Annotated in this window: 14 protein-coding genes and 1 pseudogene; 6 read left to right on the plus strand and 9 right to left on the minus strand. The window is 61.6% G+C overall.

The window, feature by feature from the left end:
* Positions 1-17: 17 nt before the first annotated feature.
* The 7 genes from P3H15_RS43935 to P3H15_RS43965 all read right to left on the minus strand — a co-directional run bounded on the left by P3H15_RS43935 (position 18) and on the right by P3H15_RS43965 (position 6,638).
* Positions 18-1,061, minus strand: a complete 1,044-nt coding sequence (locus P3H15_RS43935) for an aminoglycoside phosphotransferase family protein (protein WP_276143039.1) — start codon at positions 1,059-1,061, stop codon at positions 18-20.
* Entirely contained in the window at positions 1,058-2,365 is a 1,308-nt protein-coding gene (gene eno / locus P3H15_RS43940; protein ID WP_276143040.1) for a phosphopyruvate hydratase, read from the minus strand. The genes P3H15_RS43935 and eno overlap by 4 nt, the downstream gene beginning before the upstream one ends.
* Positions 2,358-3,362 carry a C-terminal binding protein gene (locus P3H15_RS43945; protein ID WP_276143041.1) on the minus strand — a complete coding sequence of 335 codons (1,005 nt, stop codon included), beginning with the start codon at positions 3,360-3,362 and terminating at the stop codon, positions 2,358-2,360. The genes eno and P3H15_RS43945 overlap by 8 nt, the downstream gene beginning before the upstream one ends.
* Positions 3,359-4,312: a fumarylacetoacetate hydrolase family protein gene (locus P3H15_RS43950; RefSeq protein ID WP_276143042.1), complete on the minus strand. Its 954-nt coding sequence runs from the start codon at positions 4,310-4,312 to the stop codon at positions 3,359-3,361. Before P3H15_RS43950 ends, P3H15_RS43945 begins: the two co-directional genes overlap by 4 nt.
* 43 nt (positions 4,313-4,355) lie before the next feature.
* On the minus strand, positions 4,356-4,967 hold the full coding sequence (locus P3H15_RS43955; protein WP_276143043.1) for an amino acid synthesis family protein: 612 nt from the start codon (positions 4,965-4,967) through the stop codon (positions 4,356-4,358).
* Complete coding sequence (locus P3H15_RS43960; RefSeq protein ID WP_276143044.1) at positions 4,964-5,470, minus strand: VOC family protein; 507 nt, start codon at positions 5,468-5,470, stop codon at positions 4,964-4,966. Before P3H15_RS43960 ends, P3H15_RS43955 begins: the two co-directional genes overlap by 4 nt.
* A gap of 94 nt (positions 5,471-5,564) precedes the next feature.
* A complete protein-coding gene (locus P3H15_RS43965; protein ID WP_276143045.1) occupies positions 5,565-6,638 on the minus strand; it encodes a LacI family DNA-binding transcriptional regulator in 1,074 nt (357 codons plus the stop codon).
* Positions 6,639-7,007: 369 nt separating this feature from the next.
* On the opposite strand from P3H15_RS43965, the gene P3H15_RS43970 reads away from it, so the two are divergent.
* Entirely contained in the window at positions 7,008-8,474 is a 1,467-nt protein-coding gene (locus P3H15_RS43970; protein WP_276143046.1) for an aldehyde dehydrogenase family protein, read from the plus strand.
* 269 nt (positions 8,475-8,743) lie between these two features.
* Here P3H15_RS43970 and P3H15_RS43975 read toward each other — a convergent pair whose 3' ends face one another.
* Together P3H15_RS43975 and P3H15_RS43980 are read right to left on the minus strand one after the other, a co-directional pair.
* A complete protein-coding gene (locus P3H15_RS43975) occupies positions 8,744-9,844 on the minus strand; it encodes an SMP-30/gluconolactonase/LRE family protein (RefSeq protein WP_276143047.1) in 1,101 nt (366 codons plus the stop codon).
* 99 nt (positions 9,845-9,943) lie between these two features.
* Entirely contained in the window at positions 9,944-11,419 is a 1,476-nt protein-coding gene (locus tag P3H15_RS43980; protein WP_276143048.1) for an MFS transporter, read from the minus strand.
* 234 nt (positions 11,420-11,653) lie between these two features.
* Here P3H15_RS43980 and P3H15_RS55915 point away from each other — a divergent pair, with 234 nt between their 5' ends.
* The 5 genes and pseudogenes from P3H15_RS55915 to P3H15_RS44000 all read left to right on the plus strand — a co-directional run bounded on the left by P3H15_RS55915 (position 11,654) and on the right by P3H15_RS44000 (position 14,810).
* A complete protein-coding gene (locus tag P3H15_RS55915) occupies positions 11,654-12,289 on the plus strand; it encodes a transposase (RefSeq protein WP_369426229.1) in 636 nt (211 codons plus the stop codon).
* Positions 12,280-12,552 (plus strand): IS3 family transposase, encoded by a 273-nt coding sequence (locus P3H15_RS55920; RefSeq protein ID WP_369426230.1) that lies wholly within the window; start codon positions 12,280-12,282, stop codon positions 12,550-12,552. The genes P3H15_RS55915 and P3H15_RS55920 overlap by 10 nt, the downstream gene beginning before the upstream one ends.
* Positions 12,468-13,229 (plus strand): annotated as a pseudogene (locus tag P3H15_RS43990) (IS3 family transposase); the annotation flags it as partial. The gene P3H15_RS55920 and the pseudogene P3H15_RS43990, both read left to right, overlap by 85 nt.
* 304 nt (positions 13,230-13,533) lie before the next feature.
* A complete protein-coding gene (locus P3H15_RS43995) occupies positions 13,534-14,202 on the plus strand; it encodes a TetR/AcrR family transcriptional regulator (RefSeq protein WP_276143050.1) in 669 nt (222 codons plus the stop codon).
* Between the two features lie 476 nt (positions 14,203-14,678).
* The gene (locus tag P3H15_RS44000; protein ID WP_276143051.1) at positions 14,679-14,810 is read left to right on the plus strand and encodes a hypothetical protein; all 132 of its coding nucleotides are present in this window, start codon (positions 14,679-14,681) and stop codon (positions 14,808-14,810) included.
* Positions 14,811-15,084 lie beyond the last annotated feature (274 nt).

The following is a 15,084-nucleotide window of genomic DNA, read 5'->3' on the forward strand; positions in this document are numbered from 1 at the left end:
GAGTTCTCCTTGGCGGGTCAGTTGGAGGACGGTATGTGGGTGCGAGATACGAGACTCTGTTCGATCACTGCCTCGGTTCGACCCGGCTTCCTGTCGAGAAGGTCGTGAGCTCGGTTCCGTACCGCGTCACGGAGGTCTTTGGAGCTCAGGTACTCAACCGGCGATCGACCATCGACACGGGCCAGCATGAGTATGGGAAGCAGTCGGGCTACGCGGGCGTCGAGACCATCAGCAGACTCCCAGTCGGCATGGGAGAGGTACGCATTCCACAGTGCCATCGCCGCGTGACGGAGCGAGTCCGCCTGACCGACTGCGTAGGACTTGAGTGCGAGGTGATTGAGGCAGAAGGCAACGTCGAAGGCAGGGTCACCGTACCACGCGCATTCGGCATCGAGCAGAACGGGTCCCTTGGGGCCCACAAGAATGTTCTTCGGACTCACATCACCATGTACCAAGACTTTCCGGGTCTGCAGAGTCTGTTCAGCGACCATGGTGATGTAGTCGGCGAAGGCCGGATTCTTTGCGCCTGTATGTGTGAAGTACGGCTCGATCCGCAGCGCCTCGAACGATGGCGTGGTATCGAAGATTCGTTTCAGGTCTTCGGAACCGGCACTCCTCGAATGCAGCTCGCCGATGAGATGGCCGGTCGCCTCGGCAGTCGATAGTGAGATGCGGCCGCGCAACATCTCGGACTTCCAGACCGTATGGCTCGTTGGCGCGAGGTAAGACATGGCGAACATTTGACGCAGCGCGTCGTGGGCCAGCGGGGTTGGCGCTGCATCCGGAAGGATCGAAGACGCGTAGCGAATCCACTCCCATTCGTTGGCGTTTCGTTCGACCGGCGCTGTCCACTCGGTCTCGACGAGCAGACGTTCCAGTGATCGTTTGACACACACGGCCTGGTCGTCAAGTTCGACAAGACACAGGTCGGACGAAACGCCTCCGGTGAGACGCGTGAGTGTCACCTCTCCCCTGCGGCCACCGTGGCGCCGCAGCCCGACGAGGCCCTGCTCCTCGAGAAAATCGAGGATCGCAGAATTCGCTTCGGCCGACTCGCTCATGGCGTGGTCACCGGGTCTCCGACGGTGACGGCCGACATGCCAGCGAACCCAATGCTTGAGTCTTCGGCAATCCGAATCAGTTGGTTGTACTTCGAGAGGCGGTCAGAACAGCGCACCGACCCGATCTTGATCTGGCCGGCAGCTGTACCGACGGCGAGGTCGGAGATGAACGAATCCTCGGTTTCACCTGACCGAGCGGAGACGACCGGTGCGAATCCGGCCCGGTGTGCGTCTTCGATGACATCTAGTGTACCGGTGAGAGTTCCGTTCTGGTTAACCTTGACAAGCACGCCGTTGGCGCTTTCCTCAGAGATGCCACGGCGTAGTCGCGAAGAATTTGTCGTGAACAGGTCGTCACCGATGATTCGGCACCGGTTCCCAATGGCTTCCGTGACCTTGGGCCAATTTGCCCAGTCCTCCTCGTGCAGAGGATCCTCGATCGAGATCACTGGAAACTCGTCTACCCACCTCACATACCGCTCGATGAGTTCTTGCGCCGTGCAGGTGACGTCCTCGCGCCGAAGCCGGTAGGCGCCCCGCGCGTCGTCCCACAGCGTGGTAGCGGCGACATCGACCGCGATGACCGCGTCGCCTCCTGGCTGCAATCCAGCGGCAACGAAGGACTCGACCATCAGCTCGAGTGCTGCCTCACTGGTGCGCAACCCCGGACTCAGCCCACCTTCGTCGGCCAGGAGGGTCGATAGCCCGCGCCCCTGCATCACCTCTGTCGCAGTCGTCCTGACAGCACCCACCATCGCCAGTGCTTCATTGGTGTCGCGTGCCGAGGCAGGAATCATGAGGAAGTCCTGCACATCCATCCCCGACCTGGCATGCAGCCCACCACTGAGAATGTTGACCATCGGAATGGGCATCGAAGGCGTAGTAACACCCGCGAGTTCGGCAATCCGCCGATACAACGGCATCTCCGCGGCTTTTGCCGACGCCCGGCACACTGCCAGCGAAACCCCGAGGATCGCGTTTGCGCCCAGGCGAGACAGCTGCGGTGTCCCATCAAGTTGAAGCATCTCCGAGTCGATCCCGCGTTGGTCGGACACCGGGTGTCCGGTCAACGCGGGAGCGATTTCGTCATGGACGTGCGCCACCGCGGACGTCACGCCCAATCCTGCGTAGAGCTCGGGGTCGCCGTCACGCAGTTCCCAGGCCTCACTTGTACCGGTCGATGCTCCTGACGGAACAGCCGCGCGACCGACGTGGCCCGACGATGTCGTCACGTCGACCTCTACGGTCGGTCTGCCACGGGAGTCGAAGACCTGCCTTGCTACAACTGCAGTGATGTCACTCATGGACATCTCCCTTCAAAGCTTGGCGCCGCACCTGGTTGCAGGGGCGTAGTGGTGCATGCCCGCTCAGGACCCTCACTACCTCTTGAGCAGCTCGCTCACGAAGTTCGATCAGTGAAGTGTCAGAGGAGAATGCGACATGTGGCGTGAGAACGACTCCGTCATGGTCCCGCAGGGTAGGAACAACATCCGGTTCCTCGTCGAGCACATCGGCCGCGAACCCCCCGAGGTGGCCGGATCCGAGTGAAGCGACTACGGCATTGGTGTCGACGAGCCCTCCCCGGCTGACGTTCACCAGAAGTGACCCGGGCTTCATGGTTGCCAGCCACTCGTCATTGACGAGGTGGCGCGTGGACTCCAACAGTGGAGCATGCAAGACGATGACGTCGCACGTTTCTCTCAGATAGTCGGCGGAGTGCAATGCAACGCCATCGACCTCGGCCGCGGTGGCTCCCGGGTCGTTCCCCATCACGGTGCACCCGAAGGCCCCCAATTTCCGCGCAGTCTGGCGACCGATGCGTCCGAATCCGACGATACCGACCGTGAGTGTGGACAGACGTCGCAGACGAGCGACCGCTGGATCCCACGTACCTCCGCGAACCTCTCGATCGAAGGCAGAGATGCCACGCGTCCAGTTCAAGATCAGCCCGACGGCATGATCGGACACTTCGTCGAGGCAGTAGTCCGGGACGTTGGTCACCCAGACTCCGGCCTCCGTAGCTGCGGCAACGGCGATGTTGTCCAATCCGACGCCCATTCGCGCGACGATTTCGAGTTTGCGTGAAGCATTGATCGCTGCCGGTGACACCGGCGCCCAACACGTCAAGATCGCGCGCGGCTGGTGTTCGAAAACCAGCGATTCGATTTCCGCGGAACTGCCGGCCTCCGCGGGACCGGAGACCACTTCAAAGCCCGCGTCTTCGAGCACTTTTCGCTCGACAGCATCGGTAGGCCACGCGCGATCAGTAATTAGCACACTATCCGTGCGATGTGTGGTCATACCGCAGCTTTCCTCCAGTCGCGATCGGGTGATTGGCGAGTTGGCGCATCGTGCACGTATTCCGTGCGTTGACGGCCCAGCAGTTCCACTGCGGCTTCAGTGACATCGCCAGGTTTCAGATATCGGTCGCGCTGGGCTCCGAATCCAGCCGGAGACCCTGTGCAGACCACGTCACCGGGTTCGAGAACTGTGTGGTGGGTGATCTCTTCGAGGATGTCCTCAACCCTGAAGATCATGTCGGCAGTGGTGCTTGATTGCATGACATGTCCGTTAAGCGTGAGTTCGAGGGCAAGTGGCCGGCGGGGTATCTGCCAAGCAGGAACCAGCCAGGGCCCGAGGGGAAGTGTTCCTGGTGTCCCCTTCGAGCGAAGCCAGTCTGCCCCGGTTGCTACGTCTGGCCTCATCACGCGGTCTCGCAGGGTGAGGTCATTTGCGACCGTGAACCCTGCAATGAGAGACCGAGCGCGTGCGGCCGGCACTCGCCACCCACGCCGACCAATCACCACTGCGAGTTCCACTTCCCAGTCGAGGTGGTACTGCTCCTTCTCCAGGGCAATCGGCGCGAACGGCGCGCCGACACGATTTGGAGGGGTCAGCACGGCGAACGGTGCCCCATGTTGTCGGCGGTGGTCGACATCCATGGTTGCTCGTTCGAGAGTGCTTCCGGCTTGTACTGCTGCCTCGACTACTTGAGTGCGGTAGTTGCCGATTGCACAGTAGAGTTGCCGGGGTTCGGTGGGAGCCAGTAGCCGATCGACCGGCAATTCCTGCCCGAGCCTGCGGATTCGGTCCATCGCGGCACTGTCGGTGACTATGCGCCTGAACGGTTCCTCATGACGTCGCCAATCGGTCAGTAGCTGTGTGATCGTCTGTGCATCTCCATAGACGGATTCCAGTGGAAGATAGCGACCCTCAACTACGACTACGTCGCTGATCTCACCGAGGTCCACGCGAGCGAGAACTGGTCCAGCTGGCTGCCAACACGGACCTGGCTCAGCGCAGACCATCGTTTCCCTGGACCTCATCAGCACTGAGTCCTCCGACGCGGGCGTGCACTCGTCCGCCTGTGCCTACCGCGAGCGCGAAGAGGATCTCGTCCCGTCGCGGAGCATCTTGAATGCCTACTTCCACGGTGTTGAAATGGCTGCGCACATAGGCAGCTCGGGTGCTGTGCAGCGGGATGAGCAGTCGCTGCCCGGGATTGCCTATGGCTTTGGAGGACGGGACGATCGCCTTCGGCTCGCCTAGCGCCTCTCGCAGCGCCCAGCCACCAGCCTCGTGCCAGACAGCGCCGTGCTCCAGCTCACCATCTGTGCCAACGATAGCACCCTTGCCGTATACGGCGACTTCACGACCATCGAGTGCCGATGTCAGTTGATGAGCAAGGAACGAGCCGAGACTTCGCAGAGTCGTCTGGAACTGCAAGAGGTCTGGCTCGTAGCGACCGGCAAAGGGGTTCCTGACCACGGCGGCAGCACTCACCAACGTGAGGGGTACCTCGAGGCGAGGGCCACGTTCATGCCAGATCGTCTCGACGTTGAGCGATGTCCGGCGCACATTAATGAGCTCGTGCTGCGGCGGCGCTACATAATCCGAGAAAGTCACAGTTGAATCCTCACTGACTCGCGAAACTCTTCGATGGGTCTGAACTCGGGGTCCTTCTCGCACATCGCGAGCGTGTCCGCCATGATCTGCTCGGTAGGAAGCTCGGGATCGAACAGATCACCGTGGGGCTGGCCGATGTACCAGGGGCTGTCTACGTAAAGCTCGACTGTGTTGCCTTCTGGGTCGAAGAAGTAGACAGACCAGGACACGCCGTGATTGAGGGGCTTCAGGGCTTGGACTCCGTAATCACGTACAGCGCGATACATCTCGCGCAGTTCGTCAAGACTCTCGAGACTGAAGCTGATCTGGTTGATGGTACTGCGCGGCGAGTTGACGTCACGACCGCTCGCGAGTGCCACCTGATGGTGAGTGTCGGGGTTGACGCTCATGAACACGAGCTCGGCTTTGAAGTTCTTGCCGACTCCCCGGTCCGTCACCACCAGCCCGATGACTTCGGTGTAGAACTTCTCCATCTTCTTGATGTCATAGACGTTGATTCCCATGTGAGTCAGTTGCGGCCGAATTCGCCTTGGCGGCACTGTCGGAAGAGCGGAAGGTGTAACCATACGGGTTCCTTTCGTAGTTCTCGGCGCAATATCACGTTGTCCGGCGCACAGCGGAGCCCGTGCCACGGAGATTTGATTCGCTGACGTCCAGCGGTGCCGTGCTGGCACGAAGTTGAAGCCGACCCGGGGACACCACCTCGTACGGATCTGCCGCCGCGCCGGGAGCGACCATATCAAGCAGCCTGGTCGCACAGTTGCTGACCATCTCATCGACTGGAAGTGCCATTGTCGTCAGTCCCCCGCCCCACCAACTGAATCCTGGCTCGTCTCCAAATCCGACGACCGACAGCTCCTCGGGAACCGAGATGCCTCGTGCCAAGATCTCGTCGAGAAGGCCATGCGTGGCCTGAACCGATCCGGTGACTATCGCAGTGGGAGGCGCCGCGAGAGCGAGGAGGGACCTTAGCGACTCGACTCCGTGAGTGTGCGATCCCGCGGGACCGAGCCGCACCAGATCGGGGTCCTCTTCGGATATCCCGCTACGTTCGAGCGCATCTCGGTATCCCTGTAGACGTTGGGTTCCAGTCGACAGTTCGCTGGGGCCGCCGATGTAGGCAATCCGATGGTGCCCGAGAGCCGTCAAATGGGAGGTAGCGCTGTCGAGGATCATGCGGTCATCGATCCCGAACCGCTGCTGATCCAGCGATGAATGGTGACGCAGCAGTTGAACATACGGAATGGATTCGAGCAGCTTCACGGAATCGGCATGCGGATCTACCGATGGGACGATTATCAGCCCGACTGCTTGGATTGCGCTAAGTCCCTTCAACTGCTCCAACTCAAGCTGGGGATCGTCCCCGGTCTCCGAGAGCACCAGTTGATACCCGAATGCGCGCATCTTCCCCGAAAGAGCGTGTGCCGCTGCAGAGTAGAACGAGTTGCGCACATCGGGGACCATGAGACCAAGAATGCTGCTCGGTGCACCTCGCATCATCCGAGCAGCCTTGTTTCCCACATAGCCGAGTTCGGCAGCAACCGCCTGCACTTTGAGTGTCGTTTCCGCGCTGATACGCGGATCATCCGAGAGTGCCCGCCCGACCGTCGAGACGGCAATGCCGAGGCGCGCAGCTATATCTTTTGCGGTCACTCCACGCCTGCGCTGCATGCGCTAACGTTAGCACGGTGAACGCGGGGACGGAAGGTCCCTCGAAGGCTGCTTGCAGCCCCGCTTGCGCCCCGGTGACCTCAGTTCATGAGCAAGCTCCAGGATTGCGGCGCCCGTGCTATCGTTCGCATGGCCGTAGGCTGGTTGAAGTGGACCCGGTCTCTGTGAAGCCCGCCCACGAACTGAGCTTCAGCAGTGGAATGCACTTGAAGAGTGCTGGACGTGTCGAAGAACAGCAGTCGTTCGCTCCGAGCAGCGCGGCCGTATACACGATCCGTTCCGCCCGCGTCGTCGGGTACGGCTGACACACAGTCTGATTCAGCCACAGGAAGACGGTCATGAGTCCACTCGAAGCAAAGGTGACGCAAAATGCACTCAGGGGTACAGCTGTGCAATCTGATTGGTGGCAAGTGGGTCCCTGGGTCCGGTGCAGAGATGACCAGCATCAGCCCTGCAGACCCAGAAATCGAGGTCGCTCGCGTGCTCACAGCCGAGATTGGCGATGTGGACCGAGCTGTCGCCGCCGCGCGGTCCGCTCAACCGAGCTGGCGACGCACTCCGCCGCATGAACGGGGTGCAATTCTTGCGAGGGCAGCCGCCCTACTCGAGGCGTCCGCCGAGCCATGGGGATCGGATCTGGCACGCGAAGAAGGGAAGACTCGACTTGAAGGTGTGGCTGAAGTCCAGCGTGCTGCTCAGATCCTGCGCTACTTCGCCGCCGAAGCGGATCGAAGCGAGGGTGACCACTACGGGTCTCCGCGCCGCGGCGAGCGCATTCTGGTGACACGTAAGCCACTCGGGGTTGTCGGGGTGATTACCCCATTCAACTTCCCGATAGCAATTCCGGCCTGGAAGATCGCACCCGCCTTGGCTTATGGAAACGCGGTCGTATGGAAGCCAGCAAGTACAGTCCCGCTGCTCGCATTTCATCTCGCACAGGCCTTGCACACAGCCGGCGCGCCGGCCGGCGTCCTGAACTTGCTCATCGGCGATGGGCCAGTGGGACGAGCCCTGGCCGAACATTGTGGAATCGACGGCGTCACCTTCACCGGATCAACAGGAGTTGGACGCGCGATCGCGTCCGCAGGCGCCGCTCGCGGCGTTCCGGTACAGGCAGAAATGGGCGGCAAGAACGCGGCCGTCGTCCTGTCCGATGCCAATCTTGAACTGGCTGTCGATGAAATCCTGCTTGGCGCTTTCCGATCCAGTGGGCAGAAGTGCACTGCCACATCTCGACTGATCGTCGAGGACCGTGTCGCCGATGACCTTCTCAGTCAGTTGGGTGCGCGAGCAGATTCTCTGAGGGTCGGTAACCCGTTGGCTGACGAAGTCCAGATGGGACCCGTGATCGATCGAGCGGCACAAGGCGCCATCCGCGCGGGCATCGAATGCGCCGTGAACCAGGGAGCGCGCCCTATCACCACCGTCAACGACAGCCCCACCGAGAGTTCCTCTCAAGGGTACTTCGTAGCCCCCACGATTCTTGAACTCCCCTCTGGGGAAATTGATCTCTGGCGTGACGAGCTGTTCGGACCGGTTCTGGCTGTACGTCGCGCCAGTTCGCCGGAACACGCCTTCGAACTCGCCAACGATAGTGAGTTCGGCTTGTCTGCTGCGGTGTTCACGCAGGACCTGACGAGAGCGTTGGAGGCGATCGATGACATCGATGTCGGGATTCTGCATGTCAATTCCGAAACCGCTGGCGCAGACCCCCACGTTCCATTTGGTGGAGCGAAGGGAAGCAGTTACGGGCCGAAGGAGCAGGGACAGTCCGCACGCGACTTCTTCACTCACACCACCACCGTTTACCTGCGCGGCGCGAAGTCGCCGTCCTGACAACGGTAAATCGAGTTTGTGGCGCTGACGATTGCCTCTGGATGCCCACGGGTAAACACAGCTGTCGGGACTCGCTGTGGAAACTACGTGCGCTCGCCGAGCTGATGGGGGAACCTGCGGTCGCCGTTTGCAGATCGGCAATTGCAGTAGCAACTTGGGGCGTCGAGCCTCCGTCAAATCACTTGACGACGGTTTGGACCGCACCACATGTATCGGCAGGTAGCGAGGCGGGCTGGAAAGCCCGCCTCGCGACGGTGTTCATTCTCCAGTCACCTGCCGGGGACTTCGGCCAAACCGCCACCGTTGGTTTGCGCGATCCCTACTCCGAGGGCATCGAAGCTGTAAATGTACGACCCGTCCTTGCCGGCGACAGTCGCGTATGCGTTTGTCGTGCCAGGTTCGATGGCTAGATTTGTCACGCTTAGCTGCCTGACTCCATCTTCGTTTTCGGTGACCACGGTCGCGAGAAGGTCACCGGCGGAATTCCACACAAGGATTTCGCCGGCGCCAAGAACTGCCTGATAGATGTTGCCGTCTGCGTCAACGGCGGTGGAGTCCAGGGCTGCAGGATTCTCGCCGTGGTCTCCGGTGCCGAGACCGTAACTGGCGTACATACGGATGGACCCGGAAGCCACCCCCAGTCCGTCCTCGGTCATCTCGAGGTTGCTCATCCGGTTGGCGGTGTACTCGCTCACCCACAGTCTGCTGTAGTCGAGATTGAATGAGATGCCGTTGGGGCCGGCCAACCCATCCTGAATAACTGTTGCGGGTCCTCCGTTTGCACCCAAACGTATGATCCGGCCAGTCGGATTCCACGGCGATCCGGCAAGATCTGTGATGTACATGTTTCCGTCCCGGTCGAACGCGATGTCGTCCGCAACCATCGTTCGGCCCTCTACAGGCCCCTCCAACAGCGTTTCGACATTCGTGCCGTCAGCATCCATCCGCTTGATCGCACCTGTGAAGTCGGTGAGGTACAGTTTTCTGTCGTTCGGACTGAACTGCGCCGATGAGAAGACGCTGCTGTCGTCGGTGTAGACCGCTGTGACCTCCTTCGTGTCCATATTCAGTTTCAGGACTTTCGGCTCTCCTGCGGGAGCCGCCACGTCTGTGAGGTACAGGTAGCCGTCGGGGCCGAACACGGGGCCTTCAAGAAGGTTGTTGTAGTGGGGGCCCATTTTGCTGTTCTTGTGAGTATCGCCGATCTTCGCGAACTCGGTAGCTTCGATGGTTCGGCCCGACGCATCCGCTTCGCCATCATTCGTGTCGGCGTTCGAGCAAGCAGCCAATGCCAGCGACAATCCCAACACGGTGCCGAATGCCGCCATTTTCGTTGACTGACCTTCTTTTCTTGCCACTGTGACAATCACCCTTCTGTTTAGTGCGCGAACGTGCACTCGATTACGTGCACCTTTCTGGGTGGAACCTGGATCCACCGGAAAATTGGAGAACGTCGTGGAGGACAGTTCCTAAACTGTCGTGACTTCCGTATCCGCAATTGCGTGAGGAGCTTCCGCCGAGCGTGTCGCCCTGCGCCTGGCGAACATGTAACTCGCGATAACGAGCACGACGATGGACACCACAATGGTGTAGATCATCGTCAGATTCCAAGCGGCCACGGTGGGAGCCGTTGAACCCGGCATGACCGAAGACGAGAGAAGCACTGAGGCGATCACCGTTCCCACTGCTCTGGAGACGTTACTTGCAACCTGGGCGACGCCGATGTACTGACTGGTGCTTTCGGCGGGAACGGCTTCAACGACGAGGTTGAACATGGATGAAATGACGAACGAATTCCCGATCATCACAGTCATATTGGCCAGAAAGAAGCCGACCACGCTTGAGTTGATTGCGGGAATCATCAGCCCGATGTATACCGCTAGCAGGAGGGCAACACCGATAACCATCGCCAGAGACGCGCCGTTCCGCGCCGCTATCCGACCGGAGAGTGGCGTCACAATGAAGGTAATGATGGACGCGGCCAATGCGAATGAACCGAACGTAGTAGCGGTCAGTCCGATCCCGATGGGGTATTCGGCAGGGCTCAGTGCGAGCAGCGGATTGCTGACAAAGTTGACGGAGATGGTTGCAAGGCCAGTCAACAGGATCACAACCATGGTCTTGGCGAGTTTGGGGTTGACCAGCAGTCGGAGGTCCACCAAAGGCGAGGGAACGCGAAGTTCCCACCACACCCATACTGCGAGTACAACCGAGCCAATCCCAATGCTTGCCAGGACACCGGCGTCCGTCAGACCCGCACCTTGAGCGACGGAGATGCCGTAGAGCAGGGAGATGAGACCAGGAGCCATCAGGGCCGCACCCACCCATTCGATCGTCCCGGACTGCGTGACAGTTGATTCGGGTACGAACACGCGTGTCAGGATCAGGGTCACGGCGCATAGAGCGGCCGTCACCACGAACATGTAGTGCCAGTCGCCGGAGTCGATGAACAAGCCGGCGACGAACATGCCAACGCCAGCAGTGATGGTCCCGGTCGCAGTGAGGTACGCAACGGTCATTGGAACCATCGATTTCGGAAGCGTCTCACGGGCGATCCCGATCAGGAGCGGAACGATGCCGATACTGGTTCCCTGCAGTGCGCGTCCGATCAGAAGCGCCGGGAACGTTCCGATCGTGATAGTGATCAACGAACCGGCCAGGGAAACAGCAAGCAGAACGAGGACGACGCGCCTGCGTCCGTACATGTCGCCGAGTTTTCCTGCCAGAATTGCCGATGCAGCCCCTGTCAGGACAAATATCGTGATGACCCACGCGGCAGCGGCCAGGTTGATACCGAACAGATTTGCGAAGAATGGCAAGCTACCCAGAACCATGGCTTGCTCGAACATGCCCGCGACCTCGATGAGCATGAGCACGAACACGATCATTATCGCGCGACGAACAGGTACTTCTGCGCCACTGTCGGAGATGGGAGTGGATGGCATAGAACAGACCTTTCGGTAGGGCATCCGGAGTTCACTGGGCTTGCGGCGCGCGCACCACCAGCACGAATGAGCGCGCGGCAGCATATTTGAACTGCTACGAGCCCGCTGTTGACAGCCCCTGCTGGATCCACGAAACCGACCGGTCCCAAGTCCTGACCTGGAGTGTCGTAGAGCACAGGCCGTACTCCCTGTATCCTGAGTCACACAACATCATCAGGCAAATCGACCTTTTTAATGGAAAGAAACAGAATTTTTGAAGTACTAATCCGGGCCGCGGCGCCGCCGGGGGGAATTCGGCGTCGCCGGCCACGTAGGCGTTCACGCTCTGGCCCCGGTGGCGCCTTACCCCATCGTGAGCCTCCCCCGTTTCTCCGGACACTTCCGAACCAGGTTTTATGTGGAGACCGAGGAAGGACATCATGGGAACGAGGAAGTATCCGCCGGAGCTGCGGGAACGTGCGGTGCGGTTGTATCGGGAGTTCGGATCCGAAGCCGGTGCTCCGCCGGCTGGCCGAGCAGTTGAACGTGCACCCGGAGGCGCTGCGGAACTGGATCCGCCAGGCCGAGGCCGATCACGGGGAGCGCGACGACCGGCCGTCGACGGCGATGATCGAGGAGAACCGGCGCCTGGCCCGGGAGGTCGCGGAGCTGCGGCGGGTGAACGAGGTGCTGCGGGCGGCGAGCGCGTGTTTCGCTGCGGAGATCGACCCGACCCGGAGAAGATCATGCGTTTCATTGATGCGCATGACTTCTCGGTCGGTCTCGTATAGCGGGTCCTGGGTATCGCCTCGTCGACGTACTACGAGTGGCGGGCGCGAGCAACCCTGCCCGCTCGGCGCCGGCGGGAAGACGCCGAGCTGCTGGCGTTGATCGACGAGATCCGCGCCTCACACGAGTTCGCCGCCACCTACGGGTCCCCGCGGGTGTGGCTGGAGCTGCGCCGCCGCGGGGTGCGGGTCGGCCGCAAACGGGTCGAGCGGATCATGCGTGAGAACGGACGCCGAGGCGCCTACCTGCGCAAGGGTGGAAGGGTGGCTCGACCAAGCAGAATCCGCGGCACACCGCCGCCCCGGACCTGCTGGACCGGGACTTCACCGCGACCGCACCCAACACCAAGTGGGTGGCCGACCTGACGCGGATCCTCACCGGTGAGGGGGTGTTGTGGTTGGCGAGTGTGCGCGACGCGTTCTCGAGCAAGGTGGTCGGCTGGCGATCCGGCCCGCGGGCGGACACCGACCTGGTGCTCTCCGCGCTCGACTATGCCCTGTTCTCCCGCGATGTCCGGGGCGGGGAGTTGATTTTCCACAGCGACAAGGGCTGTCAATTTACAGCGGTTCGGTTCACCCAGCGGCTCGTCGACGCGAGCATCGCCCCGTCCACCGGAAGCGTCGGGGACAGCTTCGACAATGCGCTCGCCGAAAACCTGTGGTCGACACTCAAGATCGAGCTTATCTACTGGCCCGCAAGAATATTCGCCACCAGAGCCGAGGCGGAGGCGGCGTTGTTCCGCTACATCGATGGTTGGTACAACCCGCGCCGGATTCAGGCCGGCCTGCGCGGACTGTCACCCGACGAATACGAACGCGCCTACTACGACCGACCAGCGGACAGGAGACAGATATCATCGAACCCGAGCTCGTCGGAGCCAGATAGAAAAGTCTCCGGAGAAGCGGGGAAGCACAACTCTGCAAGGCCCGGAACTCCTGCGGCCAGAGGTGATAGGCGGGTTGGGCGCACTGGAACAGCACCTCGGCTCCGGCGGTCGCGGCGGCGGCCGCACTCGGGTCGCCGAGGTCGGCCCGCAAGCTGATCGCCCCGGGGACCGCCTGTCCGGTGCGGGTCACCACGGTGGGGGTGATCCCGCGCGCGGTGAGTGAGGAGATGACGGCGCGTCCGACCGGACCGGCACCGAGCACAACGTGTGATGTGGTTGCCATTTTTGGTGACTCCTTCGATGGGGCGGGCAGTGGCGCCGGCATCTGCGATCACCGGCACGGCAGAGCCAACAGCACTTATCGACTATCGATCGAATTCCGAACAGTGTTCGACATGACGAGTGTACTGTTCCCCGAACAATGTTCGGAAGATGGCGGAATTCTGGGTAATGTGGACCGATGTCCAGTGGGAAGCCGGAGACCCGACGGGAACGGCAACGCCGCGAACTGCTGACCGAGATCGAGGCCGAGGCCCGGCGCCAGCTCACCCAGGGTGGGCCCGGAGCGGTATCCATGCGGGCGATCGCCCGCGCCGTCGGACTCGGACCCGCCTCGCTCTACACCTACTTCGACAGCCTCGACGAGGTGTTCACCCTGCTGCTACTCGGGAGCTACCGAAGCCTGGCCGCGGCCACCATGAAAGCGGTCGCCGCCTTCGACGACGCGCCGCCGGCGGACCGGGCGATGATCGGGACCCTGGCATACCGGAACTGGGCCCTGACACATCGCAGCGAATTCAACCTGATCTTCTCCGACCAACTGCCCGGTTACCAGGCCCCGCCCGGCGGCCCGACCATCGCCGCACAGACCGCGGTGTTCGCACCGATCGTCGACGCCCTGGCCGACCTCGACTCCCCCGCGCTACCCGCCGACGAGCTCGCCGTCGTCTGGACGGCGTTCCACGGCGCCGCGACCCTGGAGGTCAATCACCACCTCGTCTGGGTCGACGATCCGGCCGCGGTGTACGAGCTGGCAGTGCGCCGCGCGTTCGCCGGCGCTGGTCTCCCCACCCCCGCACCGGACCTGCGGACACGATTCGAGCAGTGGGTGGCGACCGCCCACCCGTGACGTCCGAATCCGGTGCCGTCGAAGGGAATTCACAGCGACTACCTGGTGATAGACGGGACGACCCCAGTCAAATTCGCCTGCTTGCGCGATCAACGGCCCGCCTCGCACGTCGGGTTCTATGTGCCCGAAATTGCCCTCAGCGCGCCCTGACGGGAAACTCCGAGGCCGTCTGCGGCCACCTGCACCGACACAAATCGGCGGCAGATCCACGGCGCAAGTAGGCCGATCGACATCGACGGTGACAAGCGGCCACATTGACCTCAACCGCCCCGGGTAGGTCCGCAGAACCGCCAGCACCGTCGCGACGGTCTGCCCCAACGGCTACGCCCAGATAGCCGAATGGGCTAGAGAAGGGCCAAAGAGGAAGCCAGACGATGGGGCGGTCGGCCACCCACCGACAAACTCCGCACCCAGCCCACCCCACTATGGATCGCCGCGACCGTCCCGTCCGTTTCATCAGATTTGATGACCGAAGGATGCAGAAGGCAGCCGGCCGCACGCCATCAGCCATCGAAGCCGTGCGCCTCGACAACGTCGCACTCGAGCCCAGCCCCATCGAGCCGACCTGGATCCTCGACATCACGCCCGCGCCGTCGACGTGTTGCTAACGGTGCAGTGTGCAAATGGATCATTGCGTTGGCCTATGGCGAACAGCCTTGGCAAATCGACGCGGCCTGTTGACCGCTGTCGCGCAGACCTTTACATTATTAACTAATGCTCGTTATTGTGCCATGACTCACAACCGGCTTCCAACGAGACATACATCCATCTCATCGAGGTGGCACGTCCCAAACTGTGGCAAGGAGCAGCATGGCTCGCAATCAAGTGTTCGGAGAGGACCACGGTCTCGGTGTCGAGGTGGTCGACGAGTCCACTCAGGTG

This window comes from Rhodococcus sp. T2V (assembly GCF_029269925.1).
Classification (GTDB): Bacteria; Actinomycetota; Actinomycetes; order Mycobacteriales; family Mycobacteriaceae; genus Rhodococcus_F; species Rhodococcus_F koreensis.

What these genes read in the sequence shown, in the direction of transcription:
- P3H15_RS43965 (WP_276143045.1), bottom strand. Translation starts at nt 6,638, where the DNA reads ATGCAGCGCAGGCGTGGAGTGACCGCAAAAGATATAGCTGCGCGCCTC.
- P3H15_RS44000 (WP_276143051.1), top strand. Translation starts at nt 14,679, where the DNA reads ATGCAGAAGGCAGCCGGCCGCACGCCATCAGCCATCGAAGCCGTGCGC.
- P3H15_RS43995 (WP_276143050.1), top strand. Translation starts at nt 13,534, where the DNA reads ATGTCCAGTGGGAAGCCGGAGACCCGACGGGAACGGCAACGCCGCGAA.
- P3H15_RS43960 (WP_276143044.1), bottom strand. Translation starts at nt 5,470, where the DNA reads ATGGGAATCAACGTCTATGACATCAAGAAGATGGAGAAGTTCTACACC.
- eno (WP_276143040.1), bottom strand. Translation starts at nt 2,365, where the DNA reads ATGAGTGACATCACTGCAGTTGTAGCAAGGCAGGTCTTCGACTCCCGT.
- P3H15_RS55915 (WP_369426229.1), top strand. Translation starts at nt 11,654, where the DNA reads ATGGAAAGAAACAGAATTTTTGAAGTACTAATCCGGGCCGCGGCGCCG.
- P3H15_RS43935 (WP_276143039.1), bottom strand. Translation starts at nt 1,061, where the DNA reads ATGAGCGAGTCGGCCGAAGCGAATTCTGCGATCCTCGATTTTCTCGAG.
- P3H15_RS43945 (WP_276143041.1), bottom strand. Translation starts at nt 3,362, where the DNA reads ATGACCACACATCGCACGGATAGTGTGCTAATTACTGATCGCGCGTGG.
- P3H15_RS43980 (WP_276143048.1), bottom strand. Translation starts at nt 11,419, where the DNA reads ATGCCATCCACTCCCATCTCCGACAGTGGCGCAGAAGTACCTGTTCGT.
- P3H15_RS43970 (WP_276143046.1), top strand. Translation starts at nt 7,008, where the DNA reads ATGCACTCAGGGGTACAGCTGTGCAATCTGATTGGTGGCAAGTGGGTC.